At 67.4% G+C, this 26,673-nt stretch carries 25 protein-coding genes and 1 tRNA gene; 10 read left to right on the forward strand and 16 right to left on the reverse strand.

The window, feature by feature from the left end; genetic code table 11:
• Positions 1 to 78 precede the first annotated feature (78 nt).
• Positions 79 to 2,259 (forward strand): RecQ family ATP-dependent DNA helicase, encoded by a 2,181-nt coding sequence (locus NF551_RS01930; RefSeq protein WP_227896209.1) that lies wholly within the window; start codon positions 79 to 81, stop codon positions 2,257 to 2,259.
• 26 nt (positions 2,260 to 2,285) lie between these two features.
• Here the strand turns inward: NF551_RS01930 and NF551_RS01935 are convergent, their stop codons facing one another.
• Together NF551_RS01935 and NF551_RS01940 are read right to left on the reverse strand one after the other, a co-directional pair.
• Entirely contained in the window at positions 2,286 to 2,957 is a 672-nt protein-coding gene (locus NF551_RS01935; RefSeq protein ID WP_227896208.1) for a FadR/GntR family transcriptional regulator, read from the reverse strand.
• A 29-nt stretch (positions 2,958 to 2,986) separates the two neighbouring features.
• Positions 2,987 to 3,811 (reverse strand): crotonase/enoyl-CoA hydratase family protein, encoded by an 825-nt coding sequence (locus NF551_RS01940; protein WP_227896207.1) that lies wholly within the window; start codon positions 3,809 to 3,811, stop codon positions 2,987 to 2,989.
• Positions 3,812 to 3,915: 104 nt separating this feature from the next.
• On the opposite strand from NF551_RS01940, the gene NF551_RS01945 reads away from it, so the two are divergent.
• Positions 3,916 to 4,557 (forward strand): hypothetical protein, encoded by a 642-nt coding sequence (locus NF551_RS01945; protein ID WP_227896206.1) that lies wholly within the window; start codon positions 3,916 to 3,918, stop codon positions 4,555 to 4,557.
• A 45-nt stretch (positions 4,558 to 4,602) separates the two neighbouring features.
• Positions 4,603 to 5,109, forward strand: a complete 507-nt coding sequence (locus NF551_RS01950) for a GNAT family N-acetyltransferase (protein WP_227896205.1) — start codon at positions 4,603 to 4,605, stop codon at positions 5,107 to 5,109.
• Here the strand turns inward: NF551_RS01950 and NF551_RS01955 are convergent.
• The 3 genes from NF551_RS01955 to NF551_RS01965 form a co-directional block, all read right to left on the reverse strand.
• Positions 5,106 to 6,128: an aldo/keto reductase gene (locus NF551_RS01955; RefSeq protein ID WP_227896204.1), complete on the reverse strand. Its 1,023-nt coding sequence runs from the start codon at positions 6,126 to 6,128 to the stop codon at positions 5,106 to 5,108. The two genes, NF551_RS01950 and NF551_RS01955, sit on opposite strands and share 4 nt — an antisense overlap.
• A gap of 322 nt (positions 6,129 to 6,450) precedes the next feature.
• Positions 6,451 to 6,541, reverse strand: a tRNA-Ser gene (locus NF551_RS01960).
• 72 nt (positions 6,542 to 6,613) lie between these two features.
• Positions 6,614 to 8,728, reverse strand: a complete 2,115-nt coding sequence (locus NF551_RS01965; RefSeq protein WP_227896203.1) for a prolyl oligopeptidase family serine peptidase — start codon at positions 8,726 to 8,728, stop codon at positions 6,614 to 6,616.
• Positions 8,729 to 8,814: 86 nt separating this feature from the next.
• Between NF551_RS01965 and NF551_RS01970 the strand changes: the two genes are divergently transcribed.
• Positions 8,815 to 9,447, forward strand: coding sequence for a trimeric intracellular cation channel family protein (locus NF551_RS01970; protein ID WP_227896202.1), 633 nt, complete (start codon positions 8,815 to 8,817; stop codon positions 9,445 to 9,447).
• Positions 9,448 to 9,471: 24 nt separating this feature from the next.
• On the opposite strand, the gene NF551_RS01975 is transcribed toward NF551_RS01970, so the two are convergent.
• The 3 genes from NF551_RS01975 to NF551_RS01985 all read right to left on the reverse strand — a co-directional run bounded on the left by NF551_RS01975 (position 9,472) and on the right by NF551_RS01985 (position 11,798).
• The gene (locus NF551_RS01975; RefSeq protein ID WP_227896201.1) at positions 9,472 to 9,921 is read right to left on the reverse strand and encodes a hypothetical protein; all 450 of its coding nucleotides are present in this window, start codon (positions 9,919 to 9,921) and stop codon (positions 9,472 to 9,474) included.
• Positions 9,922 to 10,014: 93 nt separating this feature from the next.
• A complete protein-coding gene (locus NF551_RS01980) occupies positions 10,015 to 10,665 on the reverse strand; it encodes a response regulator (RefSeq protein ID WP_227896200.1) in 651 nt (216 codons plus the stop codon).
• The gene (locus NF551_RS01985; RefSeq protein WP_227896199.1) at positions 10,662 to 11,798 is read right to left on the reverse strand and encodes a sensor histidine kinase; all 1,137 of its coding nucleotides are present in this window, start codon (positions 11,796 to 11,798) and stop codon (positions 10,662 to 10,664) included. The genes NF551_RS01980 and NF551_RS01985 overlap by 4 nt, the downstream gene beginning before the upstream one ends.
• 188 nt (positions 11,799 to 11,986) lie before the next feature.
• On the opposite strand from NF551_RS01985, the gene NF551_RS01990 reads away from it, so the two are divergent.
• From NF551_RS01990 to NF551_RS02005, 4 genes are read left to right on the forward strand one after another with little or no spacing between them, the layout of a single operon-like run.
• Positions 11,987 to 12,316, forward strand: coding sequence for a PadR family transcriptional regulator (locus tag NF551_RS01990; protein WP_227896198.1), 330 nt, complete (start codon positions 11,987 to 11,989; stop codon positions 12,314 to 12,316).
• Positions 12,313 to 12,684 (forward strand): DUF1048 domain-containing protein, encoded by a 372-nt coding sequence (locus NF551_RS01995; protein WP_227896197.1) that lies wholly within the window; start codon positions 12,313 to 12,315, stop codon positions 12,682 to 12,684. The genes NF551_RS01990 and NF551_RS01995 overlap by 4 nt, the downstream gene beginning before the upstream one ends.
• Positions 12,681 to 13,520, forward strand: a complete 840-nt coding sequence (locus tag NF551_RS02000) for an ABC transporter ATP-binding protein (protein WP_227896196.1) — start codon at positions 12,681 to 12,683, stop codon at positions 13,518 to 13,520. Before NF551_RS01995 ends, NF551_RS02000 begins: the two co-directional genes overlap by 4 nt.
• Positions 13,517 to 14,284: an ABC transporter permease gene (locus NF551_RS02005; RefSeq protein WP_227896195.1), complete on the forward strand. Its 768-nt coding sequence runs from the start codon at positions 13,517 to 13,519 to the stop codon at positions 14,282 to 14,284. Before NF551_RS02000 ends, NF551_RS02005 begins: the two co-directional genes overlap by 4 nt.
• A 30-nt stretch (positions 14,285 to 14,314) precedes the next feature.
• Here the strand turns inward: NF551_RS02005 and NF551_RS02010 are convergent, their stop codons facing one another.
• From NF551_RS02010 to NF551_RS02040, 7 genes are all read right to left on the reverse strand, one after another.
• Positions 14,315 to 14,809 carry a MarR family winged helix-turn-helix transcriptional regulator gene (locus NF551_RS02010; RefSeq protein WP_227896194.1) on the reverse strand — a complete coding sequence of 165 codons (495 nt, stop codon included), beginning with the start codon at positions 14,807 to 14,809 and terminating at the stop codon, positions 14,315 to 14,317.
• A 79-nt stretch (positions 14,810 to 14,888) separates the two neighbouring features.
• On the reverse strand, positions 14,889 to 15,563 hold the full coding sequence (locus NF551_RS02015) for a response regulator (RefSeq protein ID WP_227896193.1): 675 nt from the start codon (positions 15,561 to 15,563) through the stop codon (positions 14,889 to 14,891).
• A complete protein-coding gene (locus NF551_RS02020; RefSeq protein WP_227896192.1) occupies positions 15,560 to 18,061 on the reverse strand; it encodes a DUF4118 domain-containing protein in 2,502 nt (833 codons plus the stop codon). The genes NF551_RS02015 and NF551_RS02020 overlap by 4 nt, the downstream gene beginning before the upstream one ends.
• Before the next feature lie 3 nt (positions 18,062 to 18,064).
• Positions 18,065 to 18,658 carry a potassium-transporting ATPase subunit KdpC gene (gene kdpC, locus NF551_RS02025; RefSeq protein WP_227896191.1) on the reverse strand — a complete coding sequence of 198 codons (594 nt, stop codon included), beginning with the start codon at positions 18,656 to 18,658 and terminating at the stop codon, positions 18,065 to 18,067.
• A 22-nt stretch (positions 18,659 to 18,680) separates the two neighbouring features.
• The gene (kdpB, locus tag NF551_RS02030; RefSeq protein WP_227896190.1) at positions 18,681 to 20,846 is read right to left on the reverse strand and encodes a potassium-transporting ATPase subunit KdpB; all 2,166 of its coding nucleotides are present in this window, start codon (positions 20,844 to 20,846) and stop codon (positions 18,681 to 18,683) included.
• Between the two features lies 1 nt (position 20,847).
• Entirely contained in the window at positions 20,848 to 22,509 is a 1,662-nt protein-coding gene (gene kdpA, locus NF551_RS02035) for a potassium-transporting ATPase subunit KdpA (RefSeq protein ID WP_227896189.1), read from the reverse strand.
• The gene (locus NF551_RS02040) at positions 22,509 to 22,598 is read right to left on the reverse strand and encodes a potassium-transporting ATPase subunit F (protein ID WP_227896188.1); all 90 of its coding nucleotides are present in this window, start codon (positions 22,596 to 22,598) and stop codon (positions 22,509 to 22,511) included. Before NF551_RS02040 ends, kdpA begins: the two co-directional genes overlap by 1 nt.
• Before the next feature lie 337 nt (positions 22,599 to 22,935).
• Between NF551_RS02040 and NF551_RS02045 the strand changes: the two genes are divergently transcribed.
• A complete protein-coding gene (locus NF551_RS02045) occupies positions 22,936 to 23,121 on the forward strand; it encodes a hypothetical protein (protein ID WP_227896187.1) in 186 nt (61 codons plus the stop codon).
• Between the two features lie 76 nt (positions 23,122 to 23,197).
• Positions 23,198 to 25,198 (forward strand): FAD/NAD(P)-binding protein, encoded by a 2,001-nt coding sequence (locus NF551_RS02050; RefSeq protein WP_227896186.1) that lies wholly within the window; start codon positions 23,198 to 23,200, stop codon positions 25,196 to 25,198.
• Here the strand turns inward: NF551_RS02050 and NF551_RS02055 are convergent.
• On the reverse strand, positions 25,161 to 26,642 hold the full coding sequence (locus NF551_RS02055) for an aldehyde dehydrogenase family protein (RefSeq protein ID WP_227896185.1): 1,482 nt from the start codon (positions 26,640 to 26,642) through the stop codon (positions 25,161 to 25,163). The two genes, NF551_RS02050 and NF551_RS02055, sit on opposite strands and share 38 nt — an antisense overlap.
• Positions 26,643 to 26,673: the final 31 nt, after the last annotated feature.

Below are 26,673 nucleotides of genomic sequence, written 5' to 3' on the forward strand. Positions count from 1 at the left end.
CCGCGCACAGGTGTTCTTTTCCACATCCGGTGCCGGGAACGCAGGGACATGTCGGTGGAGGCTGGAATAGTGGAAGGCATGGAACCCGTATCCGTGCCGCCCGTCCAGCCCGTCCAGCTGTCAGCATCCTCCGAAGCCTTCGGCCCGGAGGATGCCCAGGCTCTCCGTGCCGAAGCAACTGCCCTGTTGCGGGCGCTGGTGGGCCGGGAGGATGCGCAGTTCCACGAAGGCCAGTACGAAGCCATAGAGGCCCTTGTCCGCGGAGGGCGGAGGGCCCTAGTGGTCCAGCGGACCGGCTGGGGAAAGTCCGCCGTGTATTTCGTGGCAAGCCTGCTGCTCCGCTCCCGGGGCGCCGGTCCCACGCTGATTGTCTCGCCGCTGCTGGCGCTGATGCGGGACCAGGTTGCCGCTGCGGCACGCGCCGGCGTGCGGGCCGCGGCCATCAATTCGGCGAACCAGCTCGAATGGCAGGACATCTCCGCCCGGCTGGAAGCTGACGACGTCGACGTCCTCCTGGTCTCACCGGAGCGGCTGAACAATCCCGGCTTCCGGGAGAACCATCTTCCGGAACTTGTCCGCCGCTCGGGACTGCTCGTGATCGACGAGGCACACTGTATCTCCGACTGGGGGCACGACTTCCGGCCCGACTACCGCCGGATCCGCCACCTGATCGAACGGCTTCCGGCAAGCGTTCCCGTCCTGGCCACCACGGCCACCGCCAACTCCCGCGTGGTGAAGGACGTCGAAGAGCAGCTGGCCGCCGGCGGGGAAGACGTCTTCACCATCCGCGGAGCCCTGGCCCGTGAATCCCTGCGGCTGGGGGTGCTGCGGCTGCCCAGCCCGCGCAGCCGGCTCGCCTGGCTGCTCACCCACATCGGTGAGCTGCCCGGGAGCGGGATCATCTATGCCCTGACGGTTTCTGCCGCGGAGGACACCGCACGCCTGCTGCAAAAGGCCGGGCACCGCGTCCTGGCCTACACCGGCCGGACCGATCCTGCGGACCGCGAGCAGGCCGAGGCTGCCCTGAAGAACAACGAGGTCAAGGCCCTGGTGGCGACAAGCGCGCTCGGCATGGGCTTCGACAAGCCGGACCTCGGATTCGTGGTCCACCTGGGGGCGCCGTCGTCGCCCGTGGCGTACTACCAGCAGGTGGGTCGTGCAGGCCGCGGGACCCCGAACGCCGACGTGCTGCTGCTGCCCGGAAGCGAGGACCGCGACATCTGGGAATACTTCGCCACGTCGTCCATGCCCGCGGAGGGCCCGGCTAACGCCGTGCTGCGGGAACTGGCCGACGGGTCCGTGCTTTCGACCGGGGCGCTGGAAACCCTGGTGAACCTGAAACGATCGCCGCTGGAACTGCTGCTGAAAGTCCTTGCCGTGGACGGTGCCGTGGAACGCGTTACCGGCGGGTGGCGCGGGACCGGGCAGCCCTGGACGTACGACCGTGAACGCTACGAGCGGATCGCTGCCGCCCGCGTCAAGGAACAGCAGGCCATGCTGGACTACGAGAACACCAGCGGCTGCCGGATGGAGTTCCTGTCCCGCCAGCTGGACGATCCCGCGGCGGCTCCCTGCGGGCGCTGCGACAACTGTGCCGGCCGCTGGTACCCGGACGACATCGCCTCCGAGGCGACGGACAGCGCCAGCCAGGAACTCAGCCGCGTGGGCGTGGACATCGACCCGCGGGGCATGTACCCCACCGGAATGGACCGGCTCGGCGTGCCGGTCAAGGGCAAGATCAAGCCCGACGCCGCCGTCTCCACCGGGCGGGCGCTGGCCCGCCTGACGGACCTGGGCTGGGGCGGACGGCTGCGGGAAATCTTTGCTCCTGGTTCGCCCGACGCTCCGGTTGACCCGGCGCTGCTGCAGGGCTGCGTGCAGGTTCTGGCCCAGTGGGGCTGGGACCAGCGTCCGGTAGCCATCGTGTCAGTCCCCAGCAGGTCCCGTCCGCAGCAGGTCGGTTCCCTGGCCCAGGGGCTCTCGGAACTGGGACGGATCCCTTACCTCGGTGCCCTGCAGCTGCCCCACGGCGGACCTTCCGGCGGTCCCGGAGGAAACAGTGCCTTCCGGTTGGCATCGGTCTGGGAGCAGTTCGCTGTGCCCGAGGGCGGTGCGGACTGGTTTGCCGCCAACCCGGGTCCGGTGCTGCTGGTCGATGATTTCTCCGACAGCCGCTGGACGCTCACTGAGGCCGGGCGCGTGCTGCGGCTGGCCGGGGCGGAATCCGTGCTGCCTTTTGTGCTGGCGCTGAAGGCATAGCGGTTCGTCGGGGGGGGGGCAGGCGCTCAGGCGGCCTGCGAGAGGCGTAATTCAACCCCGCTGACGTGCACGGTCATTAGGGCGCGTGCCAAGTCCGGGTCGCCGGTGCTGATGGCCCGGGCTATGGCCGCGTGTTCGGCCAGCGTGGCCGCCACCGCCTTGTCCAGCGTCAACTCGTTCCAGATCCGGGAGCGCATTGTGCTCCCTGCCAGGCCGTCGAGGAGGCTCTGCAGGTACGAGTTGCCAGAAGCCTTGGCGATCCGCGCGTGGAAAGCCAAATCGTGGGCGACCAGTTCCTCCTCGGAGGAGTTCTCGCCGACGACTGCCACACAGTCCCGGAGATCCGCGGCGGCTTCCGGGCTGATGCGCCTGGCAGCCAGCGAAGCTGAACCCGGTTCAAGGATCCGGCGGACTTCCAGGAGCTGGGCCGCCGAATTCTCCTGGTGGAGGTCCACCACGAAGGACATGGTTTCCATGAGGATCGACGGTTCGAGGCTGGTCACGTAGGTCCCGTCCCCGCGCCTGACGTCCAGGACACGGATCAGCTCCAGCGCTTTCACTGCCTCTCGCAGGGAGCTGCGTGAGAGTCCGAGCCGCTCGCTGAGGTCCTTTTCCGGAGGAAGCCGGTCACCGGCCTTCAGCTCACCTGAGATGAGCATGTCCTTGATCTTGGTGATCGCTTCGTCCGTTACTGCCATGCACCCAGTCTAGTTTCCAGCCGGTGGACCTAGTCCCCGGTGAAGACTGCGGGACGGCGCTCGGCGAAGGCGCGGGTGGCTTCTGCGAAGTCCCGGCTGGGCAGGAACGCGGTATTCCAGACCTGCACGTAGTCCAGGCCCGTTTGGACAGCTTGCTCCGCACCCTGGTCCAGAACCCGCTTCACGCCCTGGACCACCAGTGGAGGATTCGCTGCGATCCGGGCCGCGAGCTCCCGCCCGCGGGCAACGACGTCGTCAGCCAGTTCCGTGACAAGGCCCAGTTCATGGGCGCGCTGGGCCGTGAAGTCTTCACCGGTCAGGGCGAGGTGCCGGGTGGCGCCGGCGCCGATGATCGCGGGCAGCCGCTGGAGGGAGCCGAGATCCGCCACGATTCCCACCCGCACCTCGCGGATGCTGAAGGTGGCACCGGGCGATGCAATCCGGATATCCGCGGCCGAGATCACGTCCACACCGCCGCCAATGCACCATCCCTCGACGGCGGCGATAACGGGTTTGCCGCAGCGGGCCACGGAGCTAACCGCGTCCTGCAGTTCCTGGATCTGGCGGCGGAAGCTGCTGCGCAGGCGAGCATCCGTTCCCCGGGATTCCAGCAGCGGAGCGAAGACGGGCTGCATGGCAGGCAGGTCCAGTCCGTAGCTGAAGGTTCCGCCGGATCCGTAGAGCAGGATGGCGCGGACCTCATCGTCAGCGCCGAGGGCTTCGAACACCCGCGGCAGTTCGGTCCAGAAGTCCGGACCCATGGCATTTCCCTTGGACGGGCCGATGAGCCGGACCTCGGCAACCGGTCCTTTGAGCTCGACGTTCAGGGAAAGCAGGGCGGAATCGAATGTCATGGCATCCTTCGCGGGCTGGGCCGGACGAACCGGCGGGAGCTGGACCTGCGCGCCAATATACCGCGGGCGGAACAAGGCAGGCGGAGAAAAGCTAGGATCAAGGTATGGAGTTTGTGGTCATTGTCTTGTTCGTCGCCGCGATCGTGCTCGTGAACTTTTTGGTGGGCAGGGCCCAGCGCCGCCGTGCTGCACGTCCCGCCGAACCAAAGCAGGCCGGACAGGCAACGCCGAAGGCCGGAACGTCCAAGGCCGCGACGTCCATCCCCGGCGGCCGTGCACCCGCGGGAACATCCTTGGAGACTGCCCGTGAGGCTGTCTCCCGGCTCGACGAAAAGGGCCATCAGCAGGTCTACGCGGCCATCGCGCAGGGCCAGCCCATCCGGGCTATTCAGCTCTATGCCCAGCTGACCGGCTCCGGCCTGCGGGCCGCCAGCACCGCCGTCGCGTCCATGGCCTCCCACCCGCTTCCGTACGTCAAGCCCAAAGCCGCCCCTGCGGCCCCTGAAGAGGCAGCAGCACCGGAAACAACCCTTTCCAATACGGCAACTGAGGAGAGCCCCGACCTAGCGGGTGCGGCTCCCGGGCAGGCAAAGCCTGCTGCAGCCGGCAAGCCGGCCAAGGCTCCGGGCGACGGAAAGTCCGCGGATTCCGCAGATAAGGATGCCAAGGCAAAGGACGCGCAGGCACTGCCCGACGAAGCCGAGATCAGCAAATGGGCGCAGAACCTGCGCCCCGAAGACTTCTAGGCACGCACCCCGGCGTGCCGCCGCACGACCCGCTAGTGTGGCAACATGCTCCCCGCTCCCACCGCCAGGCTGCGCTTTCGCGAAATGACGCCGGTTGACCTCGAACTCATGAGCGGCCTGTTGGGGGATCCCGAGGTGATGACCTACTACCCCGCTCCCAAAACCAGGGATGAAGCAGCCCGCTGGATCCAGTGGAACCAGGACAACTACGCCGCCTACGGGCATGGGCTGTGGATCGTGGAAACGCACGACGGCGAGTTCGTGGGGGATTGCGGCCTCACCTGGCAGAAGGTCAACGGGCGCCCTGAGCTGGAAGTCGGCTACCACACGCGCACGTTCCTGCAGGGCCGCGGCTACGCCACCGAAGCAGCCACCGCCTGCAAGGACCTCGCCCGTGACGATCTTCAGGCAGAGACGCTGGTCGCCATCATCCATCCGCAGAACACCGCATCGCGGCGGGTCGCCGAGAAGCTCGGCATGCTGCCCATCGACGAAGACTACGGCGGAAACATCCCCGTCCGGACCGTCATGGGAATGTCGCTGCGCCGTTAGCTGACCCTGCGCGCGCGCTGGTTCACCCCGTCCGGCCCATAGGGGTAGTTGCCGACCACCGGGGCGCTGAGCGCGTCGAGCCGCTGTGTTTCGGCTTCGGAGAGCTCGACGCCGGTGGCCTGCAGGTTGTTCTCCAGCTGCTCCGGAGTTCGCGCGCCGAGGATCACCGACGTGACGCCGGGTCTCCCGGCCAGCCAGGCAAGCGCGATTTGGGCGGGTTCAGCGCCGTGCGCGGACGCCATCTGCGCCAGCGCATCCAGGATGTGCCAGGTCCGCGGGTTGCTGCTGCGCAGATCCCATTCCTGGAACTGGCGCGTCGGGTTCTCGCCCACCCGGGTATTGCCCGCAGGGACGCTCTCCCTGCGGTATTTCCCGGTGAGCCAGCCGCCTGCCAGCGGTGACCAGGGCAGCAGCCCAAGTCCGGCGTCGAGCGCTGCGGGGATAATCTCCGACTCGATCTCCCGTTCCAGCAGGTTGTACTGCGGCTGCAGGGTCACCGGCGGCTGCCAGTTGTGCAGCTTGGCCATCCACACCGCCTTGGTGAGCTGCCAGCCGGTGAAGTTGGAGAAGCCGTAGTAGCTGATGAGTCCGGAGGACACGGCGTCGTCCAGGAACGCCAGGCTTTCCTCGAGCGGGGTCAGCGGATCCCAGGAATGCAGCTGGTAGAGGTCAACATGCTCCACGCCCAGCCGCCGGAGCGAACCCTCGAGCGCGCGCCGCAGGTGGCGGCGCGAATTGCCCGCGTCGTTCAGGCCGTCTCCGGTGGGGAAGCGGCCCTTTGTTGCCAGGAGCATGGAGTTCCGGGCAGCCTGGTTGGAGTGCAGCCACTTGCCCACAATCTCTTCCGACGCACCGGCATTGTAGATATCCGCGGTGTCGATGAAGTTGCCGCCTGCGGAGAGGTAGTTCTCCATCATCCGGTGCGACGTCCGCTCGTCCGCCTCGTTGCCGAACGTCATGGTGCCCAGGGCAAAGTTGCTGACAACGGTTCCACTGTTGCCCAGCAGGCGCATATCCATTGGGGTACCTCCCGGCCGGCGTCTGGTGTTGCGCTCCACCCTATGCCCCTGTCCCTGAACGGGAAGGGCGGAAACCCCTAATTGCGGGGCGTCAAGTAGTTTCAACCACATAATCGGCAATGGAGAGGGACGACGTCGCAGACGGCGAGGGCGCGTTCCGCAGCAGGGTCGCCCTGCCGGCCTGGTCCCCTGCGCATCCTTCCGCCGAGCGGCCATTTACGGCTCGTTTCGGGCCTGAAAAGAGCTTCTTCTGACCTCTCGGTGGGGGGAGAGGGGGCGGGGCAACAAAAAAGGTCCCCCTGGTGAGAGGGGGACCTTCATGTGGCGGAGACGGGGGGATTTGAACCCCCGGTGGGCTTTAGGCCCACACTTCATTAGCAGTGAAGCCCATTCGGCCGCTCTGGCACGTCTCCATTTGCCCTGGCTAACTCACGCTGCCAGCCTGTCAAGACTACCCACAACGGGGTGCTTTCGGCAAAACACGTTCAGGACAGGCGGCCCGTCAGCGCTTCCCACAGGAACTCATAGGACATGGCGTGCATCCGTGCGGACTGCCGGTTGTCCGCCGCCCCGGCATGGCCGCCTTCCAGCGCCTCGTGGAACCAGACCCGGTCAACGCCGAGTGCCTGCATCCGGGCGGCCATCTTCCGTGCCTGGACCGGGCCCACGCGGTCGTCGCTGGTGGCAGTCCAGATCAGCGTGGGCGGGTATGGTGCGTCTTCGCGCAGCAGGTGGTACGGCGAGAAGGTCTTGATGAATTCCCACTGCTCCGGATCATCGGGGTCGCCATATTCCGCAATCCAGGAAGCGCCCGCGGAGAGCTTCGTGTAGCGGCGCATGTCCAGCAGCGGCACCCCGCAGGACACCGCCCCGAAAAGCTCCGGGTAGAGGGTGAGCATGTTCCCCACCAGCAGGCCGCCGTTGCTGCGGCCGGTGCAGCCGAGGTGCTCCCGGCTGGTGACGCCGCGGGTGGTCAGGTCACGGGCAACTGCGGCGAAATCCTCATAGGCACGGTGCCGGTTGCGCTGCAGCGCAGCACGGTGCCAGTCCGGCCCGTATTCGCCGCCTCCCCGGATGTTCGCCAGGACATACACTCCGCGGCGGACCGTGCCGCCGTCGTCGGTGTAGCTGCGCTCAAGCCAGCCGCGGCCCACAATGCCGCTGTACGCAGGGGTCAGGGCCTGCTCGAACCCGCCGTAACCTGACAGGACGGTGGGATTGCCGCCGTCGAGCACCATGTCCTTGTGCCCGACCTGGAAATAGGGCACCCGAGTGCCGTCGTCGGACACGGCGAAGTGCTGCTCCACGGTGCAGTCGGAGGCGTCGAAGAACGACGGGGAGGTTTTCACTGCCTCCGCCGCCGTGCCCTGGGGGCCAAGGGTTCCGCGGGACAGGGTAGACGGGGTCGTGAAGCCCGTGCTCACCAGCCAGTAGTCGTTTCCGGCAGCTTCGTCCTCGTCATCCACGGCGTACGCGTCCACCGAATGCAGCGGCGGGCAGGCGTTCAGGGCTGCAGCCTGCCAGTCCGCGGCCGGTTCCAGGACCTGGATTTCCGAGGAGACGTCCCGCAGCAGGTTCAGCAGCAGATAGTCCCGCGTCCAGCTCCAGGACTGCAGTGAGACCGACGGCTCGGGACTGAAAAGTGTGCGCAGTTCGCGTCCGCCCGCGAGGAACTCCTCCAGGTCCGCTGCCAGCAGGGACCCTGCCTTGTGCAGGGTTTCGCCGACCAGCCAGTCGGTGCGCGGCCGCATGAGCAGCCACTGGCGGTGCAGGTCCACCGAGACATCCAGCGGAACGTCGATGCGCTGCCAGTCATCGTCCCGCCGCAGGTAGGTGATGCTGTCATAGAAGTCGATGATGTCCAGCGCCAGGTCCCGCTCGAACCCCGGGGTCTGGTCATGGTGGACGTAGCCCATCATGTGGTCCTCAGGGACCTCGAAGTACAGTCCGGCGTCCGCGAGCGGCTGGCCGCGGTGCACCGTACGCACCGTCCGCGGATAGGAAGAAGCAGTCATGCTCCCCGGGCCGAAGTCCGTAGCGACGTACAGTGCATCCGGTCCGGCCCAGGAGACCTGTGTCTTGGCGACGGGCAGGTCGAAGCCCCCGGGGACGAACTCCCGGTCGACGACGTCGTATTCCCGGTAGCGCGCCGCGTCGCCGCCGTCGGGGGAGAGGACGAGCAAAGCGCGGCGGTAGGACACGCCGTCCTCCGGGCGCAGGAAACGTGCACCGCCCCAGACCCACTCCGTGCCCTCGGCGGCACTGAGGGCGTCGAGGTCCAGGAGGGTTTCCCACTGGGTACCGGTGCCGGTGTAGCCCTCCCACGTTGCACGGCGCCAGATGCCTTTGGGATGCTCCGCGTCCCGCCAGAAGTTGTAGTACCAGTCGCCGCGCTTGACCACCATGGGAATCCGGTCGGTCGAATCAAGGACCTCCAGCAGCCGTTCTTCGGTGCCGGCAAAGTCCGTTGCGGAGAGCAGTTCCTCGGTTTCGGAGTTCCTCGCCCGGACCCAGTCCAGCTGCTTGTCGCCGTAGATATCCTCCAGCCAGAGGAATTCGTCGTCAGTGTCCTGGGGCGTTGCTGCGCTCGCGGAAGTCATGTGCCCATCCTAAAGGGGGGGGGGCGGTGACGCGGGTCTCTCGATGCGGGCCCAATGCAGGTGCCGAATCGGGCTAAGCTCCGGCCATGACGTTGCTGATCCTGGACCTCGCCGGAATCTTCTTTTTCGCGGTCTCCGGCTCGCTGCTGGCCGCGCGGCGGAATTTCGACATCGTCGGTTCGCTGCTGCTCGGTTCACTCGCCGGGCTGGGAGGCGGCGTGGCACGGGACCTGATCATCAGCCAGGGAGTGCCGCAGGCCTTCACCGACCCCCTGTATCTGCTGCCGCCGGTTCTGGCAGCCTTGCTGGTCTTCCTGCACGTGCTTGGGGTGCAGCGCTACCGGCGCGCGCTGCTGGTGTTCGACGCCGCCGGGCTGGCCCTGTTCTGCGTCACCGGGACGCTGACTGCCCTCGCCGCGGGGCTGCATCCGGTGTCATCCGCGCTGCTGGGAGTCGCGACGGCGGTGGGCGGCGGGCTGCTGCGCGACGTCGTCGCGAATGAGGTGCCGCAGTTGTTCAATCCCCGCGGTGTCTATGCCGTCCCGGCCATGCTCGGTGCAGGGCTGGTGTCGCTGTTCCACGTGCTGGGCGTCTTCAATCCCGTGGTCGGTACCGCAGTGGCAGTGCTGGTCTTCACGCTCCGTGTCCTGTCACTGCGGTACGGGTGGCGGATTCCGTTGGCCGGGCGGACCACCGGCGCGGGGTCGTTGGACTCCTAGGGCCGGGGAGGCCGGCGTCGAGCCTTAGACGCGGCTGCGGCGATTGGCAGCCGCGCTGAGGCCCAGGGCGGCCAGCCCGCCGATCGCGCCGATGGCCGCGCCCGTCATCAAGCCGCTCGGGATCGCGGCGATCCGTGCAGCCGGGGAATTCAGCACCGGTGAGGTGTTGCCCGCGAAGGCCGAGGTCCACAGCAGCTGATGGGTGAGGACCAGCAAGACCCCGAATATCAGCCCGATGACCAGGACGGACAGGAAGGGCCGGGGAGACCGGGAAAGGACGGTCACGGCGATCCACACCAGTACCGGTCCGATGGCGAGGATCCACGTTCCCGGCGATCTTTCACCGAGGATGTGCAGATCATGCAGGATGACGCGGGGCAGGCCGAGCAGTGCCAGTCCGGCCATGAGCGTCAGCGGCATACCGAAGTACAGGCGTGCCGGGGCAGTATTTCGCGTGGTTGGGTTTTCTCTCATGCGGCCACGGTAGGTTCAGCTGCGGGGCCGCCGCGTCGTCCTGAAAGCGTCAATGCCCCTCGCCTGCAGGCGACCGGGGCCTGTGCTTTCCCGTCAGCGGACCAGTCCTGACCGGTACGCGATGACTGCGAGCTCCGTCCGGTCCCTGGCACCGAGTTTCCCCAGAATGCGGCTGACATACGTCCGGGACGTGGCCGGACTGATGTACAGCGTTCCGGCGATCTCTTCATTCGTGTCCCCGTGCCCCACACGGATCAGGACTTCCAGTTCGCGTTCGCTGAGCTGGGACAGGCGGGGATCCGGTTCCGGCGCGGCGGGGGAGGACGCCACAATCTTCAGGAGCCGGTCCAGGATTGCGGGGGACAGGAGCCTCTCTCCGGAGGCAGCCCGGCGGACGGCGTCGCGCAGTTCCGTGCCTGCGGCGTCCTTCATCAGGTAACCCGCGGCGCCGGCCCGGACAGCCTCCAGGACGTCGCGGTCGTCGTCGAACGTGGTCAGGACCAGCACGTGCGTTTGCGCAAGGCTTTCCTCTGCCCGGATGAGGCGGGTGGCTTCGATCCCGTTCATGACCGGCATCCGGAGATCCATCAGGACGACGTCGGGCCGGGTCCGGAGGACGGTGTCCACCCCGCGGCGCCCGTCGGACGCTTCGGCGACTACCTGGAGATCGCGGTCGCTTGCCAGCAGGCTCCGCAGTCCCGCGCGTATCAGGTGCTGGTCATCAACGAGGGCGACGGTGATCATGACAGCTCCATCGGGAAGACTGCTGTGACTTCAAAGCCTGCCGGACCCCAGCCCGCGGTGAAACGTCCGCCAAGTGCTTCGGTGCGCTCACGCAGCCCTGCCAGGCCGAATCCGGCAGGCAGATCTGCCTCTGGCTGCCCGCTTCGCCCGCCGTTGTCGCTGATCCTCAGCAGAATCGAAGCGCGGTCTTCAGAGAGGTCTATGGCAACGGCGGTGGCATCGGAATGGCGGACGACGTTGGTCACGGCCTCCTGTACGGTGCGGAAGAGTGCCGCCTGGACCGGCTGCGGGACCCGGGACGTGACCTCGTTCCGCAGCGAGACCTCCAGGCCCGCGCTTTGTGCCGGAGCCACGGCGGAGCCGAGTGACCGGATCCCCGGCTCGCCGCCGGAACCCGGCCCGCCGTTCCGCAGGCCGGCAACAGTGCGCCGCAGCTCAGACCCGGCCTCAGCCGTCGTGGAACGGATGACTTCCAGCGCCTCCTGCCGCGCGGCGTCGTCCGTCCCCGCTTCGCGGGCAACCTCGGCATGCAGCGAAATGACGGCCAGCGAATGGCCCATCGAGTCGTGCAGGTCCCGGGAGACGGCAAGCCGCTCAGCAGCGATGCGCTCCTGCGCGTCCCGGCGATACTGCCGGGCCGTCAGGTCCGCGATCCGGGAGGCCTGGCGCTGCAGTTCCCGGCGCGAGCGGACGCTGTCACCCAGACCAACCGCACCACCCAGGATCAGCAGGTTCTGCGGAAGGTCGTAGGCAAGCACGAACGCGGCATCCTGCCCGGCGGACAGGCGGTAAACAAGGGAAACGGCGACGACGACGGCGGATCCTGCCACGGCCGTTGGAAGCCTCCCGCATTCCGCGGCGGAAAAAACCGCGGCTGCGATTGGAACCGCGGTGCCGATGGCGGTGAATCCTGACGCGTAATACGCAAGGAAACCAAGAACGGACAGCACGACGACCAGGACCGGGTAGGTGCGCCGGATGAACATCAGGGCACCGAAACCGGCTGCCCACAAATATGTCCACGCCTCTGGTTGGGTGCCTTCGACGTCGGCAGTGATGAAGGCGGCAAGGATCAGGAACACCCCGGCGGCGAGGAGCGCGTCGTGGAACCGGGGTGCGGACCACAACCTCATGCCCACTGCTTGCCTGCCCGCTGGCCGGGCAGCACCGGACGCGGCCATTTCCCCATGGTACGGCCGGACATCCGGCTGCGGCAGGGGGACTTCCCTTGCCGACAAATCTCCGGACCCCTGTTGCGCACTGACTACCCAGCGTTACTATGTACTGGTACTCAGTATTGCTAGGTATTAAGGAGCGGCGTGTGGGCAAGCAGGCAACGGAGATGCTGAAGGGCGTTCTGGAGGGTATTGTCCTGGCGCTCCTCTCCGGCCGGCCCGCGTACGGCTACGAGATCACCGCGTGGCTGCGGGACAAGGGCTTCACGGATATCGCCGAGGGAACCATCTATGCCCTGCTCATCCGGATCGAGCAGCGCGGACTCGTCGACGTGGAAAAAGTGCCTTCGGAAAAAGGCCCGCCGCGCAAGGTCTACTCCCTCAATCAGCAGGGAGAGGACTATCTGAGCGAGTTCTGGAGGACATGGAGCTTCCTGGCAGGACATCTGGAACAGCTCCGCAAAGGAGAGGAATGACCATGCTGGAGAAAATCACGGGCAGCCTGCGGGACAAGCGCCGCTGGCGGGAGTACAAGGCACGCAAAAAGACGCTCCCCGCCCCGTACGGCACATCGCTTGACGCAGTGGAGAGGTACCTGACCTATCTGGGCGCCCTCAGCAACGGCTCCATTCTGATGTCGATGCTGGAGGACCTTGCCGATCTCTTCGAACGCGCCGCCGCGGACCGCACCCCGGTCCGTGCCGTGGTGGGCGAAGATCCGGTGGAGTTCGCGGAAACTTTCCTGCGGAATTACTCCGACGGACAGTGGATCAACAAAGAACGGGAACGGCTCATCCGGGCCATCGACAGCGCCGAGGAGGACGAAGGAGGCGGTGGATCATGACGGCGGCAGCGGCAGCAGCGCCGGCCATCCGCGTGTCCGGCCTGGAGAAGTCCTTCAAAAGGACGGCGGTGCTCCAGGGCGTGGACTTCGAGGTTGCGGCCGGGAGTATCTTCGCCCTGCTGGGGCCCAACGGCGCCGGAAAGACCACCCTGGTGCGGATCCTTGCCACCTTGCTCAAGCCCGACGCCGGATCCGCGGCTGTGGAGGGCAACGACGTCGTCGCGGATGCAGCGCCCGTCCGGGAGGCCATCAGCCTGACCGGACAATTCGCTGCCGTGGACGACATGCTCACCGGACGGGAAAACCTGGTGCTGGTCGCCCAGCTGCGCCGGCTGAAGCACCCCGGTACGGCAGCCGACGAACTTCTGGACAAATTCGCGCTCGCCGGCGCCGGCGGGAGGCGGGCGGGAACATACTCCGGAGGGATGCGCCGGCGGCTCGACATTGCGATGAGCCTGGTCGGCGGACCATCCGTAATCTTCCTGGATGAGCCCACGAGCGGACTTGACCCGCAGGGCAGGCTCGATGTGTGGAACATGGTCCGGCAGCTCGCCGGGCAGGGCACCACGGTATTGCTGACGACCCAGCACCTGGAGGAGGCCGAGCAGCTGGCGGACCGGATCGCGATCCTGCACGAAGGAAAGATCATCGCGGACGGGACACTCGCCGAGCTGAAGCAGCTGCTCCCGGCGCCAACAGTCCAATACGTGGAGAAGCAGCCCACCCTGGAGGAAGTTTTCTTCGCTGTCGTGGGCAGCGGAGCCACGGCGCAGGACGGCGGACTTCCCGCCGGCCAGGCGCCCGAAAGCCGGCCGGAACGTGAGGAACCGCAATGACTGCCCAAGCACATTTCTATGCCAATACCGCGGTCCTGACCCGCCGGTCCCTGCGGCACATCCTGCGAAGCCCCGACACCATCATCACCACGGCCGTCATGCCGATCGCGATCATGCTGATGTTCGTCTTCGTCCTGGGCGGCGCGATTGATACCGGTTCACCGCAGTACATCGACTACATGCTGCCGGGCATCCTGCTCATCACGGTTGCGTCCGGGGTGGCCTATACGGCTTTCCGGCTCTTCACCGACCTGCAAACCGGGATTATCGACCGCTTCCAATCCATGCCGATCGCACGGGCCAGCACTCTCTGGGCCCACGTGGTCACATCGCTGGCCGCCAACCTGGTCTCCCTCGGGATAGTGGTGGGGGCTGCTTTGGCCCTGGGCTTCCGGACGGCGGCAGGGCCGGGGGAATGGCTCGCGGTGACCGCCGTCCTGGCCCTGTTCACCCTGGCCCTGACGTGGGTCGCCGTGCTGGCGGGCCTGACTGCAAAAAGCGCGGAGGGGGCCAGCGCTTTTTCCTATCCGCTGATCTTCCTGCCGTTCCTCAGCTCAGCCTTCGTGCCGACCGAGACGATGCCGGGACCGGTGCGCTGGTTCGCGGAAAACCAGCCGGTCACCGCGATCGTCAACTCCATCCGGGACCTGTTTGCACGGCAGCCTGTCGGTGCGGACCTGTGGATTGCGCTCGCGTGGTGTGCCGGAATCCTTCTCCTGGCGTACGGACTGTCGATGGCCGCCTACCGGAGGAAGCTTCGCTAGGCAGGGACGCTCCCGGGCGCCGGGCCTCGGCTAGGGTGCGTCCGGGCCGTCGCTGACGCTGCGCCCGGGCTGGTGGGCACGACTCGCCAGCCGGTGCAGCAGCGAGCGGAACTCCCGTGCTTCAGCCGGATCCAGGGTGGAGAGCAGGGCCTCTTCTTCCGCCGCAACGCTGCGTTCAGAGGATTCGAGCCTCTCCAGTCCGGCGGAGGTGGCTACCACCTTCCGGGCCCGGCGATCGGCCGGGTCGGGAACGCGCATCACTTCTCCGGCCTCAGCGAGGGCGTCGATCAGATACGTCAGGACGGTGCGGTCGATGCCCAGATGCGCTCCGAGGGCCTGCTGGTTCGGCAGGTCCAGGCGCACGACGGCGGAAAGCACCTGGAAGCCCCGCAGGCCGCCGGGTGTTCCGGCCAGGGCAGCCTCGGTGCGGGACTGGTAGCAGCCTGCCAACGTGCCTAGGGCCCAGCCAAGGTCTCCGGGCGCGGTTCCGGGCGTGCGGCTTTCCTGTAAGGCGTTGGTGGTCATGGCCTCCATACTATCCCCGGTATGCGGCTTCGTAGATGTTCTTGGGTACCAATGTTCTACCTCTCATCCTATTGCGGTGTCAGGGCTGGAACCGGTAACCCATTCCGTGCTCAGTCAGCAGATGGGCTGGCGCTGCCGGGACGGGCTCCAATTTCCGGCGCAGCTGGGCCATGTACAGGCGCAGATAGCCGGAGTCTGTTGTGCCCGGCCCCCACACGTCGGCGAGCAGCTGGGCCTGGGTGACCAGGCGGCCCGGCTGACGAAGGAGCACTGAAAGCAGATGCCATTCCGTGGGGGTCAGCCGGACGGCGGCGCCGTCGTCAATCCGCGTGACCCGGCGGGCGGCGAGATCCACGCGCACATTGCCGAAACTGACGGCAGGGCTTTCCTGCGCTGCGCCGGTCCGGCGGTTCAGGGCACGGATGCGTGCCAGCAGTTCCTCAGCGGAAAACGGCTTGGTGACATAGTCATCCGCGCCCAGATCCAGGGCGCGGACTTTCTCCGCGGAATCGGAGCGGCCGGAAATCACCAGGATGGGCATGGAGCTCCAGCCGCGCACAGCTTCGATGACTTCCATGCCGCTGAGCCCCGGCATGCCCAGATCCAGGACCAAAAGGTCAGGATGCGAGTCCACCGCCCGGCGCACGGCGGTGGCGCCGTCCTGGGCTGCCACCACCTCGTAGCCGTATGCCGCCAGGGTGATTTTCAGGGCGCGCAGTATCTGGACGTCGTCGTCGGCGAGCAGGATCCTCACAAAGCCTCCGCAGCATCCGCAGGCCGGGAAGCCGCTGCCGCCGGCAGGATCAGCACCATGGTCAGGCCTCCGCCGGGTGTCTCTTCCGTCTCCAGGGTTCCGCCCATGCCTTCCATGAATCCCTTCGCTACAGCCAGGCCCAGTCCCAAACCGGTCTCGTTATCGGTGTCCCCGAGCCGCTGGAAGGGAACGAACATCTCTTCCGCGCGTTCGGCGGAGACGCCAGGTCCGCAGTCTATGACGCGGATTTCCACCCGGCCGCCAAACTCGCTGGCCGTGAGCAGTACCTTGGCATCCCCAGGAGAGAAGCGGACGGCGTTAGCCAAGACGTTGACCAGCACCCGCTGCAGCAGCACTGCGTCTCCCAGCACGGGAGGCAGGCCGGGCGCCAGATCCAGCTGCACCTCCGCGGGCCCCACGCGGAGTTCTTCAAGAGCGGGCAGAACGGCGTCCGCGGCTTCCAAGGGGGCCAGGGAGACGGCCAGGGCTCCGGCTTGCAGCCGGCTGACGTCCAGCAGGCTGGTCACCAGCTCGGAGAGGGCGTTCAGCGACTCTTCCGCGGTGGCCAACAGCTCCTGCCGGTCCCTGACACTCCAGTCCACATCTTCGGCCCGCAGGCTTGTGACGGCCGCCGTGGCCGCAGTCAGGGGCCGCCGCAGGTCATGCCCGACGGCGGCCAGCAGCGCCGTGCGGACCTTGTCGGCAGCGGCCAGGGGGCCCATGCCTTCAGCCTTGGCTGACAAGTCCCGGTAATCCAGTGCAGCTCCAAGCTGCGCCGCGATGACTTCAAGCAGCCTCAGGTCCGCTGCCTCCGGAACGCTGCCGTACAACTCCAGGACGGCAGCGCCGACGGGCACCCGGTGAGTGGGCTGCCCGGACACTTTGCCGGCAACCGCCAGGTCCGCTTCCCCGGACCGCAGCCGGGCGGCGTCGAGGTTGAACGCCTCCCGGACCCTGCCCACCAGGGCTTCCACCGTGTCTTCCCCGCGCAGCACGTTGCCGGCGACGGCGGCCAGCAGGTCCGACTCCGTCGCCGCCCGGCGGGCTGCGCGAGAGCGCCGGGCGGCGCGGTCCACCACGAAGCTGACCAGCATGGCGTTGGCGGAGTAGAGCACCAGGGCGAACAGGTGCAGGGGCTCTGAGACGGTCACTGTGTGCAGCGGCTGGATAAAGAAGTAGTCCAGTGTCACCCCGGAGAGCAGCGCGGCGAACAGCGCAGGCCAGATGCCGCCCGCCAGCGCCACCAGGATGACCAGCAGCTGATAGGCCAGCACATCGCTGGTAATGGATTCCGGGGTGCTGACCCCTACCAGCAGCCAGGTGAGCAGAGGTCCGCCTGCCAGCGCCAGCGCGAAACCGGCCAGCCGCCGTCGGGCACTGAGTGCGCCGCCCAGCCGGGGCAGGCTGCGGTGCCCGCCTGCGGCACCGTGGTTCACAATGTGCACGTCAATGTCTCCGGAGAGCCGGATGACGGTGGCTCCGATGCCTGGTCCGCCGAACAATGCCCGCAGCCGCGGGCGGCGGCTGACGCCGATCACCAGCTGAGTGGCGTTCGCGGAGCGGGCGAAATCCACCAGCGCGCCGGGAATGTCCGCCCCGACCACCTGGTGGAAGGTTCCGCCGAGCTTTTCCACCAGCGCACGCTGCACTGCCAGTTCCCCAGGGTGGCTTTCGCGCAGTCCATCGGGATTGGTGACGTGCACGGCCAGCAGCTCCCCGCCGGAAGTGCGGGCAGCTATCCGGGCACCCCGGCGCAGGAGGGTCTGGCCTTCCGGTCCACCGGTCAGGGCCACGACCACGCGCTCGCGGGCCTCCCATTTGCTGCGGATTCCCTTCTCCGTGCGGTACCGGTTCAAGGCACTGTCCACCTCGTCGGCCAGCCAGAGCAGTGCCAGCTCGCGCAGCGCGGTCAGATTGCCCACCCGGAAGTAGTTGGAAAGAGCCGCATCCACCCGTACTGCCGGATAGACCAGGCCTTCGGCGAGGCGGCGGCGCAGCAGTTCCGGGGCCAGATCCACGAGCTCGATCTGGTTCGCGGACCGCAGTACGTCATCCGGCACCGTTTCGCGCTGCACGGTGCCCGTGATGCCTTCAACGACGTCGTTCAGCGAATCAATGTGCTGGATGTTCACGGTGGAAAGCACGTTGATGCCGGCGTCGAGCAGTGCCTGGACGTCCTGCCAGCGCTTGGCATGCCGGAGTCCCGGGGCGTTGGTGTGTGCCAGTTCGTCCACGAGCGCATAGCCCGGGCGGCGGGCCAGCACGGCGTCCAGGTCCAGTTCCTCCAGCAGCAGTCCCCGGTGCTCCATCCGGAGCTGCGGCACCTGCTCCAGGCCCTGGGCGGCGGCGGCCGTGGCGGCCCGGCCGTGGGTCTGGACCACGGCCACCACCACGTCCTGTCCGTCATCGTGAAGGCGGTGGCCTTCGTCCAGCATGGTGTAGGTCTTCCCGACCCCCGGTGCTGCGCCCAGGAAAACCCGGAGCTCTCCTCGCGTCATTGCTTAAGTGTCCAGCTCCTGCAGCGCCATGTTCAGTTCCAACACGTTTACGGTTGGTTCGCCCAGGAATCCCGCGGTGCGGCCGGCGACGGCGGCATCCACGAGGGCTCGGACGGCGTCCTCGGGCAGTTCCCGGGCCCGTGCCACGCGGGGCACCTGCAGGTAGGCGTAGTCCGGGCTGATGTGCGGATCCAGTCCGGAGGCGGAGGCGGTCACGGCGTCGGCCGGGACCTGGTCCGCGGGCACCGACTCGAGAGCCGCAACCTCCCGTCGCCGTTCCGCCACGGTTTCCGCCAGTTCCGTGCTGGACGGGCCCAGGTTGCTGCCGCCGGAGGCAGCGCCGTCGTAACTCCCGGGACGGGACTGGAACCAGTCCGGCACGGCGGCCCCGGAACTGTCCGTGAAGGACTGTCCGATCAGGGTGGATCCGGTGACGGTGCCGTCAATGATCGCCGGTGAGCCGCCGGCCTGGCGGGGAAATGCGGAGGCGGCAGCAGTGGCGAGGAGGGGATACAGGATGCCGAGCACCAGGGTGAAGAGGGCCAGCGCCCTGGCAGCAACGGCGAGCTGACGGGTGGCGGAGCGAAACGCGGTCATGGGAGGTCCTTTAGTGAGTGGTCTAGAAACCGGGGAGGAGGGAGACGGCCAGGTCGATCAGCTTGATGCCGATGAACGGTGCGGCCACACCGCCCACCCCGAAGACGAGCAGGTTCCGGCTGAGGATCCCGGAAGCGCCGGCCGCACGGTACTTCACCCCGCGCAGGGCCAGCGGAATCAGGGCCAGGATGACGACGGCGTTGAAGATCACCGCGGACAGGATGGCCGAGGCGGGGGAGTGCAGGCCCATCACGTTCAGGACCGCCAGGCCGGGGAAGAGGCCCATGAACATGGCGGGGATGATCGCGAAATACTTGGCGACGTCGTTCGCGATGGAGAACGTGGTCAGCGCCCCGCGTGTGATCAGCAGCTGCTTGCCGATCCGGACAATGTCGATCAGCTTGGTGGGATCCGAGTCCAGGTCCACCATGTTGCCGGCCTCCTTGGCCGCGGACGTACCTGTGTTCATGGCGACGCCGACGTCCGCCTGCGCCAGCGCCGGGGCGTCATTCGTGCCGTCCCCCGTCATGGCGACCAGCCGGCCGCCCTCCTGTTCCCGGCGGATCAGCGCGATCTTGTCTTCCGGAGTGGCCTCGGCGAGGTAATCGTCCACGCCGGCCTCAGCAGCGATCGCTTTCGCAGTGCGGGGGTTGTCTCCGGTGACCATGACCGTGCGGATCCCCATCCGGCGCAGCTCGGCGAACCGGTCCTTCAGACCCTCCTTCACCACGTCTTTCAAATGGACGACGCCGAGGATCCGTGCGGCGCCGCCGGCGTCCCGGACCGCCACTACCAGAGGGGTGCCGCCGGAAGCGGAAATGGCGTCTGCCCGGTAGGTCAGGTCCGCGAGGACGGAAACCTCAATGCCGCCGCTCTCGGAGGCCCAGTCCAGGACGGCCGATCCGGCGCCCTTGCGGATGCTGGAACCGTCCGGGTAGTCCAGGCCGCTCATCCGGGTCTGGGCGGTAAAGGGAATGTCCTCGGCGTCCGGCAGCGGAGCCGGAACAACACCCTGGGAGGCGGCCAGTTCAACAATGGAGCGTCCTTCAGGCGTGGGGTCCAGTGATGACGCCAGGGCAGCTGCCCGGATGAGTTCCTCCTTCTCCGTCCGGGCCACGGGGAAGAACGCTGCAGCCTGCCGGTTGCCGTAGGTGATGGTGCCGGTCTTATCCAGCAGCAGGGTGGTGACGTCCCCGGCAGCTTCCACGGCACGGCCGGACATGGCCAGCACATTGTGCTGCACCAGCCGGTCCATGCCGGCAATGCCGATCGCCGAGAGCAGGGCGCCGATGGTTGTCGGAATCAGGCAGACCAGCAGGGCGGTGAGCACGGGGACGCTGATCGTGGCACCGGCGTACCCGGCCATCGGGTTCAGGGTCAGCACCACCAAAAGGAAGACCAGGGTCAGGGTGGACAGCAGGATGTCCAGCGCCACCTCGTTGGGGGTCTTGCGGCGGGATGCGCCTTCCACCAGGCCGATCATCCGGTCCACGAACGTCTCACCCGGGCGGCTGGTAATGCGCACCACGATCCGGTCCGAGAGCACGCGGGTGCCGCCGGTGACAGCAGACCGGTCACCGCCGGATTCACGCACCACGGGCGCGGATTCTCCGGTGATTGCCGATTCGTCCACGGAGGCAATGCCGTCGACGATCTCGCCGTCGCCGGGGATGACCTCCCCGGCGGTGACCACCACGACGTCGTCCAGCACCAGGTCCGCGGAAGCCACGGACTCCACTGGTGTCTGCAGGGCAGCAGCATCCGACTGGGGGTTGTAGCCGCACACGCGCCGGGCGGCTGTGGTGGTGCGGGTGGCCCGCAGCGTGGCGGCCTGCGCCTTGCCGCGGCCTTCCGCGACCGCTTCGGCGAGGTTGGCGAAGAGCACGGTGAGCCAGAGCCACACGGCGATCAGCCAGGTGAACCCGGCCGGTACGGGACTGCCGCCGGAGGAGGAGGAACCGCCGGTGAAGGATTCAGCTACCGCGATGGCGGTGATGAGCACGGCGCCGGCTTCGACGACGAACATAACCGGGGTGTGCCACATTCGGCGCGGGTCGAGTTTGGCCAGCGCAACAGGCAAGGCCTTTACCGCCTGCTGCCAGCTGAAACCGGCTGCGGCTGCCGGGCGCGGGGCGGACGGGGCCGGGGCGCTGCCCGGTTCGGGGCGGTGTTTGGTGAGGGTGGACATATCAGATCAGTCCTTCTGCCAGGGGACCCAGCGCGAGTACGGGAAAGAAAGTGAGAGCGGTGACGAGCACGGTGACGCCGCCGAGGACGGCCACGGACTGCGGCCGGTGCGTGGGCAGGGTGCCCGCGGTGACCGGAACCTTGCCCTGCGCCGCGAGGGTTCCGGCCAGGGCCAGGACAAAGAGGATGGGCAGGAAGCGTCCCAGCAGCATGGCCAGGCCCAGGGCGGTGTTCAGCCAGGGGGTGTTGGCGGTGAGCCCGGCGAAGGCCGATCCGTTGTTGTTGGCCGCTGAGGTGAAGGCGTACAGCACCTCACTGAACCCGTGCGGACCGGCGTTGAGCATGGAGGTTTCCCGAATCTCGGCGCTGATGCCGGGCAGCGCGAAGCTCAGCGAGGTGCCGGCCAGAACCAGCGCCGGCATGGTCAGCACATACAGGCTGGCCAGCTTGATCTCCCGCGGCCCGATCTTCTTGCCCAGGTATTCCGGTGTGCGGCCCACCAGCAGCCCGGAGATGAAGGCGGCGACGACGGCGAGGACCAGCATGCCGTACAGGCCGGATCCCACGCCGCCGGGGGCGATTTCGCCCAGCATCATATTCAGCATGGCCATGAGGCCGCCCAGCGGGGAGAAGCTGTCATGCATGGAGTTGACGGCTCCGGTGGAGGTGAGGGTGCTGGTGCTGCCGAACAGGGTGGACCCGGCGATACCGAAGCGGGTTTCCTTGCCTTCCATTGAACCGGCCGCGCCGTCCGCTGCGGCGAACTCGAGTGCCGTCATAGCGGCCAGGGAGAGCACGAAGATTCCGGCCATCGCGGACAGGATGGCATAGCCCTGCCGGCGGTCGCCGATCATGGTCCCGAAGGTCCGGGGGAGCGAAAACGGAAGAATGAGCATCAACAGCACCGAGAACAGGTTGGTGAACGCCGTCGGGTTCTCAAAGGGGTGCGCGGAATTGGCGTTGAAGAACCCGCCGCCGTTGGTCCCGAGGAGCTTGATGGCCTCCTGCGTCGCCACCGGCCCGCCGGGGATGCTCTGGGTTCCGCCCGCCAGGGTGGAAACCTCGGTGAAACCGCTGAAGTTCTGGATCACCCCGCCGAGCAGCAGCACCAGCGCGGCCAGCGCCGCTCCGGGCAGCAGGATCCGGGTCAGTGACCGGGTGAGGTCCACCCAAAAATTCCCAATCGTTTGCGCGCCGCGGGCCGCGAATCCGCGGACCAGGGCAACCGCAACGCACAGCCCGACGGCGGCGGACAGGAAGTTCTGCACCGCCAGCCCCGCAGCCTGCACGGCGTAGCCCAGCGTGGCTTCGGGCGCATAGGACTGCCAGTTGGTGTTGGTCACGAAGGACACAGCCGTGTTGAAGGACAGTGCTTCGGGAACGGCCGGCAGGCCGAGCGCCGCCGGAAGCAGGGGCTGCAGCCTCTGCAGCAGGTACAGGGCCAGTACGCCCAGGGCGGAGAACGCCAGGACAGCGCGGAAGTAGCTCTGCCAGGACTGCCCCTTCCGGGGAGCAATGCCGAGCACCCGGTAGGCGCCGCGTTCCGCGGCCAAGTCCTTCTCAGAGGTGTAGGTACGCGCCATGTAGTCACCGAGGGGGCGGTGGGCCAGGGCAAGAACCAGTGCGACGGCGAGGAACTGGCCCAGCGCCAGCCACCCCGCCATCAGAATTTCTCCGGCCGCAGCAGGGCAGCCAGTACATAAACCGCCGAAGCGGCTGCCAGGATCAAGGCAGCGCAGTCGAAGAAGGTCACAGCTTCTCCACCGCCCTGGCCAGCAGGGCAAGGCCGGCGAAGAACGCCGCCGTGCCCGTGATGATTACTACGTCCAGCATGGGATTCCCCCAAGAAACTCGTCGCTCCTCCCGCCGGTCCGGCAGGAGGGGCGCACTTAGGCGCCGGAATGAGTAAAAACCTGATGCAGGGCAGATTTAGGAATCCTCACGGATTCCTAACGCGGGACTCACGGACCATAACGGAAACCCAGCAGTTGCCTTCCCTGCGGCGGGCTCCCCGGCGGGCACCGTTCCGCTGCACGTGGGCACGCGGGTAAGGTTCTTCGCACGCAGACCCCCGCGAGAGGAACCTTGCTGTGCCGATGCTCATGACGTTCCTGCTGTTGGCCGGCATCATTGCCGCAGTGGTCCTGATCGTGCTGATCTTCCGCGGCTCCCGGATCCCGGTCGAGGACGTTGAAGGACGCAGGCGGGTCAACCGCTGGTTCTGGATCCTGGCAGTCTTTGTGGCGGCGGTTTTTATCTTTGCATCCTTCACCTGATCTTTCGGGGGCTCTCGGGAGCCCGTCCCAGGAGGGCAGCGGCAGAGCCCCCGACTTCGGCGGATACCCTAGAAGCATGGACAAAACACAGGGACTCCGCGTTGCCGTCATCGGAGCCGGCCCGCGCGGGATCTCTGTCCTGGACCGCCTGCTGGCGCGCTTCCTCACACATCCCGCGGAAGACCGCCCGGATCTGAAGATCCTGATGATTGATCCGTTTCCCCCCGGATCGGGCCATGTCTGGCGTCCCGGGCAGTCCCGCCACTTCCTGATGAACACGCCGGTGCTCTTCCCCACCGTTGTCCCGGCGGCTGGAACGGAGCATGCGTTCGCTCCGTCGGTTACCGGCCTTTCCTTTGGCGACTGGGTGCGCCAGGCGCTGACTGACCCGGGGTCCGGGCTCAACGAGTCAGACCGTGCGGAAGCGGCCCGCCTGTCGCCGTCGGACTTCCCCAGCCGGGCGATCTACGGACGGTACCTGGAATGGACCTACGCGGAGCTCGCGGCGGCTGCGGCGGAAGCCGGTGCCGCCGTCGTCCACCATCGGACGGAGGCGCTGGCACTGCGCCGTGCCGGGGACGGCTTCGAGATTGAGGTGGCAGGGGAGGACGCGCTGATTGCCGACGCCGTCGTCCTGGCCCTGGGACACCTTCCGGCCGCCCTGAACCCCGAACAGTCCCGGCTCAGCGATGCCGCCGCCCGGCTGGGCCTGCGCTACCTGCCTCCGGCTGTCCCGTCGGACGCGGATTTCACCGTGCTGCCCGCCGGCGAACCGGTTCTGGTCCGCGGCCTGGGCCTGAACTTCTTCGACATCATGGCCCAGGTGACGCTGGGCCGCGGCGGCCGCTTTGTTCCCACGGGCGAACCAGCCGGACGTTCCCTGCGCTATGAACCCAGCGGGCGTGAGCCGGTCCTGGTGGCCGCGTCCCGCCGCGGAACGCCGTACCGGGCCAAGGCGCAGCTGGAGAGCTACCTGCCCAAGAGCGTGACGCTGCGCTGGTTCACCCGGGAAGCTGCCGCCAGCTTCGCCGCCGAAGGGATCCAGCCAGGTTTCGACCATGACTTTTGGCCGCTGCTGCACCGCGATGCCGTGTGGGCCTACTACTCAACCCTGGCCCGCACCGCACCGCACTGCCTCAGCGTGCCGCCGGAATCATTCCTCGCCGACCTGGACGCAGCGCTGAACGTTGACGGACCGGACTGGGACGCGGCGAAGGAAGAGGTCCTGCGGCGCTGTGTACCCGCCGAAAACCGGACGAGCCTGGAGGCCCTGGCACAGCCGCTGGGGCGCCGTCCGTTCGCTGACGCCGCGGAGCTGGATGCAACCGTCCTGGCCTACCTCGAAGACGACGCCGCCGGGTCCGCGAAGGGCGAGGATGACCCGCTGAAAATGGCCATTGGCGCCCTGAACGCCGGTCGTTCAGTCCTGAAAGCCGTGGTGGCCGACGGCGGTTTGTCCGAGGAATCCTGGCTCACCGAACTCCGCGGCTGGTTCGAACCCCTGGTGGAAGGACTTGCCAGCGGCCCGCCGCCGGAACGGATCGAGCAGCTCGCGGCCCTGACCCGTGCCGGGCTGGTCCATTTCGTGGGCCCGGATCCGAGGTTTGACGTCGATGAGGCGCGCTCAGTCTTCACCGCTTCGTCTCCGTGGACCCCGGGAGAATACGCCGCCCGGACCATGGTCGAAGCGATGATGCCGCCCAACCGGGTCAATGCCACGCTCTCCCCGCTGCTGGCCGACCTGCTGCACCGGGGACAGGCGCGGTCCAAGGTCATGATGGCAGCTGGCGGCACCCCGGTGCTGACACCAGGACTGGATGTTTCCCTGCCCCCTTACCGGCCTTTGGACGTGAAGGGCGAACCGCAGGAGAACCTCTACATCCTGGGACTGCAGCTCTCCTCAGTCCAGTGGGGAACCGCGATCGCGGCCGAGGCCGGGGCGCCGGCCGATTCCGGCGCCCGTACCCTGCGCGATGCGGACGACATCGCGGCCGCAGTCCTGGCCGGCCCCGGGGTGCCCCGGGACCAGTCAGATTCCGCTAGAACGGATACTGGCGCGGTTCGTGCTGGAGCGTGACCGTCTGGTCCTGAGTGAACTCATCGATGGCCCACTCGCCGTTGAACCGTCCCAGGCCGGAGTTCTTCACGCCTCCGAACGCCACGTGCACCTCGTCATGGACAGGCATGTCGTTCACATGGGCCATGCCCACCTGAAGCTTCCGGGCGAACTGCAGCCCGCCTTCGGCTGAACCGGTAAAGACCGCGCCGGAGAGTCCCTGCGGTGTGGCGTTCGCCAGCTCCAGGGCGTGGGCGGCGTCGCGTGCCCGCTGGATTCCGGCGATCGGTCCGAAGATCTCTTCGCGGGCCAGTTCCATGTCCTGGCTGACGCCGGTGAAGATCCACGGCGTGAGGACCTGGCCGTCGGTGCTGCCTTCGAGTACGGCTTCGGCGCCTTCTTCCTTGGCGGTGCGAATCTTCTCCTCCAGGCCTTCAAGCTGCTTGGCGTTGATGATCGGGCCGATCACGGTTGTGGGATCCGAGGGATCCCCGGCCGGCAGTCCGCGGACATGCTCGGTGAACTTTTCCACGAACTGGTCGTGGACCGGGTCCTCCAGGATGATGCGGTTGATCGCCATGCAGATCTGGCCCTGGTGCAGGAACTTGCCCATCACTGCGGCACGGACGGCCTGGTCCACGTCGGCGTCGGCCAGAAGCACAAAGGGTCCGTTGCCGCCGAGCTCCAGCGCCGTGTGCTTCAGGTGCTCCCCGCTTGCGGCAAGGGCACCAACGTTCTTGCCCACCGCCGTCGAACCCGTAAAGGAAATCAGGGACGGCACCGGATGCTCCACGAAGGCATTACCGATCTCCGAGCCGGCACCGGCCACGACGCTCAGCACGCCGGCGGGCAGCCCTGCCTCTTCGAAGACCTTCGCGATCAGCAGTCCACCGGTCACCGGGGTGTCGCTGGCCGGCTTGAGCACGACGGCGTTGCCCAGGGCCAGGGCTGGAGCCACCGAACGCTGGGAAAGGTGCAGCGGGAAGTTCCAGGGGCTGATCACGCCGACGACGCCGAGCGGTCCGCGGTAGACACGGTCTTCCTTGCCCGGGATGTCGGAATCGAGGATCTGGCCGTGGACACGGTGCGGGAAGGATGCTGATTCCCGGGTGATGGCAATGGCGGAATCGATCTCGATGGCGGCCTTGACCGCGGTGCTGCCGGATTCGGCGGCGAGCCACGCGGCGATCTCATCGCGGCGTTCGGTCAGGATGTCGGAGGCGCGTTCCAGGATGCGGCGGCGTTCGGCCGGGGGAGTCGCCGCCCAGCGGGGCTGGGCATCCCGGGCGCTTTCATACGCGTCGTTGAGGTCTTCGATGGAGGCCAGCCGCAGGCTCAGGAGCTCTTCGCCCGTGTACGGGTTGGTGTCCGGCATGGTCTTGGACGAGCGGCCTTCGCTCCACTGTCCGGCGATGAACTGCTTGGCCGGAATCCAGCCGGATGCTGCGGGATTGGGGGTGGTCATGGGCGATCTCCTTTGTGCGGGTCACGTTTCT

Origin of the sequence: Arthrobacter caoxuetaonis (assembly GCF_023921125.1) — a bacterium.
Lineage (GTDB): Bacteria > Actinomycetota > Actinomycetes > Actinomycetales > Micrococcaceae > Arthrobacter_B > Arthrobacter_B caoxuetaonis.

Coding starts and splice junctions, on each gene's coding strand:
- NF551_RS01930 (WP_227896209.1), top strand. CDS start 79: ATGGAACCCGTATCCGTGCCGCCCGTCCAGCCCGTCCAGCTGTCAGCA.
- NF551_RS01935 (WP_227896208.1), bottom strand. CDS start 2,957: ATGGCAGTAACGGACGAAGCGATCACCAAGATCAAGGACATGCTCATC.
- NF551_RS01940 (WP_227896207.1), bottom strand. CDS start 3,811: ATGACATTCGATTCCGCCCTGCTTTCCCTGAACGTCGAGCTCAAAGGA.
- NF551_RS01945 (WP_227896206.1), top strand. CDS start 3,916: ATGGAGTTTGTGGTCATTGTCTTGTTCGTCGCCGCGATCGTGCTCGTG.
- NF551_RS01950 (WP_227896205.1), top strand. CDS start 4,603: ATGCTCCCCGCTCCCACCGCCAGGCTGCGCTTTCGCGAAATGACGCCG.
- NF551_RS01955 (WP_227896204.1), bottom strand. CDS start 6,128: ATGGATATGCGCCTGCTGGGCAACAGTGGAACCGTTGTCAGCAACTTT.
- NF551_RS01965 (WP_227896203.1), bottom strand. CDS start 8,728: ATGACTTCCGCGAGCGCAGCAACGCCCCAGGACACTGACGACGAATTC.
- NF551_RS01970 (WP_227896202.1), top strand. CDS start 8,815: ATGACGTTGCTGATCCTGGACCTCGCCGGAATCTTCTTTTTCGCGGTC.
- NF551_RS01975 (WP_227896201.1), bottom strand. CDS start 9,921: ATGAGAGAAAACCCAACCACGCGAAATACTGCCCCGGCACGCCTGTAC.
- NF551_RS01980 (WP_227896200.1), bottom strand. CDS start 10,665: ATGATCACCGTCGCCCTCGTTGATGACCAGCACCTGATACGCGCGGGA.
- NF551_RS01985 (WP_227896199.1), bottom strand. CDS start 11,798: ATGAGGTTGTGGTCCGCACCCCGGTTCCACGACGCGCTCCTCGCCGCC.
- NF551_RS01995 (WP_227896197.1), top strand. CDS start 12,313: ATGACCATGCTGGAGAAAATCACGGGCAGCCTGCGGGACAAGCGCCGC.
- NF551_RS02000 (WP_227896196.1), top strand. CDS start 12,681: ATGACGGCGGCAGCGGCAGCAGCGCCGGCCATCCGCGTGTCCGGCCTG.
- NF551_RS02005 (WP_227896195.1), top strand. CDS start 13,517: ATGACTGCCCAAGCACATTTCTATGCCAATACCGCGGTCCTGACCCGC.
- NF551_RS02010 (WP_227896194.1), bottom strand. CDS start 14,809: ATGACCACCAACGCCTTACAGGAAAGCCGCACGCCCGGAACCGCGCCC.
- NF551_RS02020 (WP_227896192.1), bottom strand. CDS start 18,061: ATGACGCGAGGAGAGCTCCGGGTTTTCCTGGGCGCAGCACCGGGGGTC.
- kdpC (WP_227896191.1), bottom strand. CDS start 18,658: ATGACCGCGTTTCGCTCCGCCACCCGTCAGCTCGCCGTTGCTGCCAGG.
- kdpB (WP_227896190.1), bottom strand. CDS start 20,846: ATGTCCACCCTCACCAAACACCGCCCCGAACCGGGCAGCGCCCCGGCC.
- kdpA (WP_227896189.1), bottom strand. CDS start 22,509: ATGGCGGGGTGGCTGGCGCTGGGCCAGTTCCTCGCCGTCGCACTGGTT.
- NF551_RS02050 (WP_227896186.1), top strand. CDS start 23,198: ATGGACAAAACACAGGGACTCCGCGTTGCCGTCATCGGAGCCGGCCCG.
- NF551_RS02055 (WP_227896185.1), bottom strand. CDS start 26,642: ATGACCACCCCCAATCCCGCAGCATCCGGCTGGATTCCGGCCAAGCAG.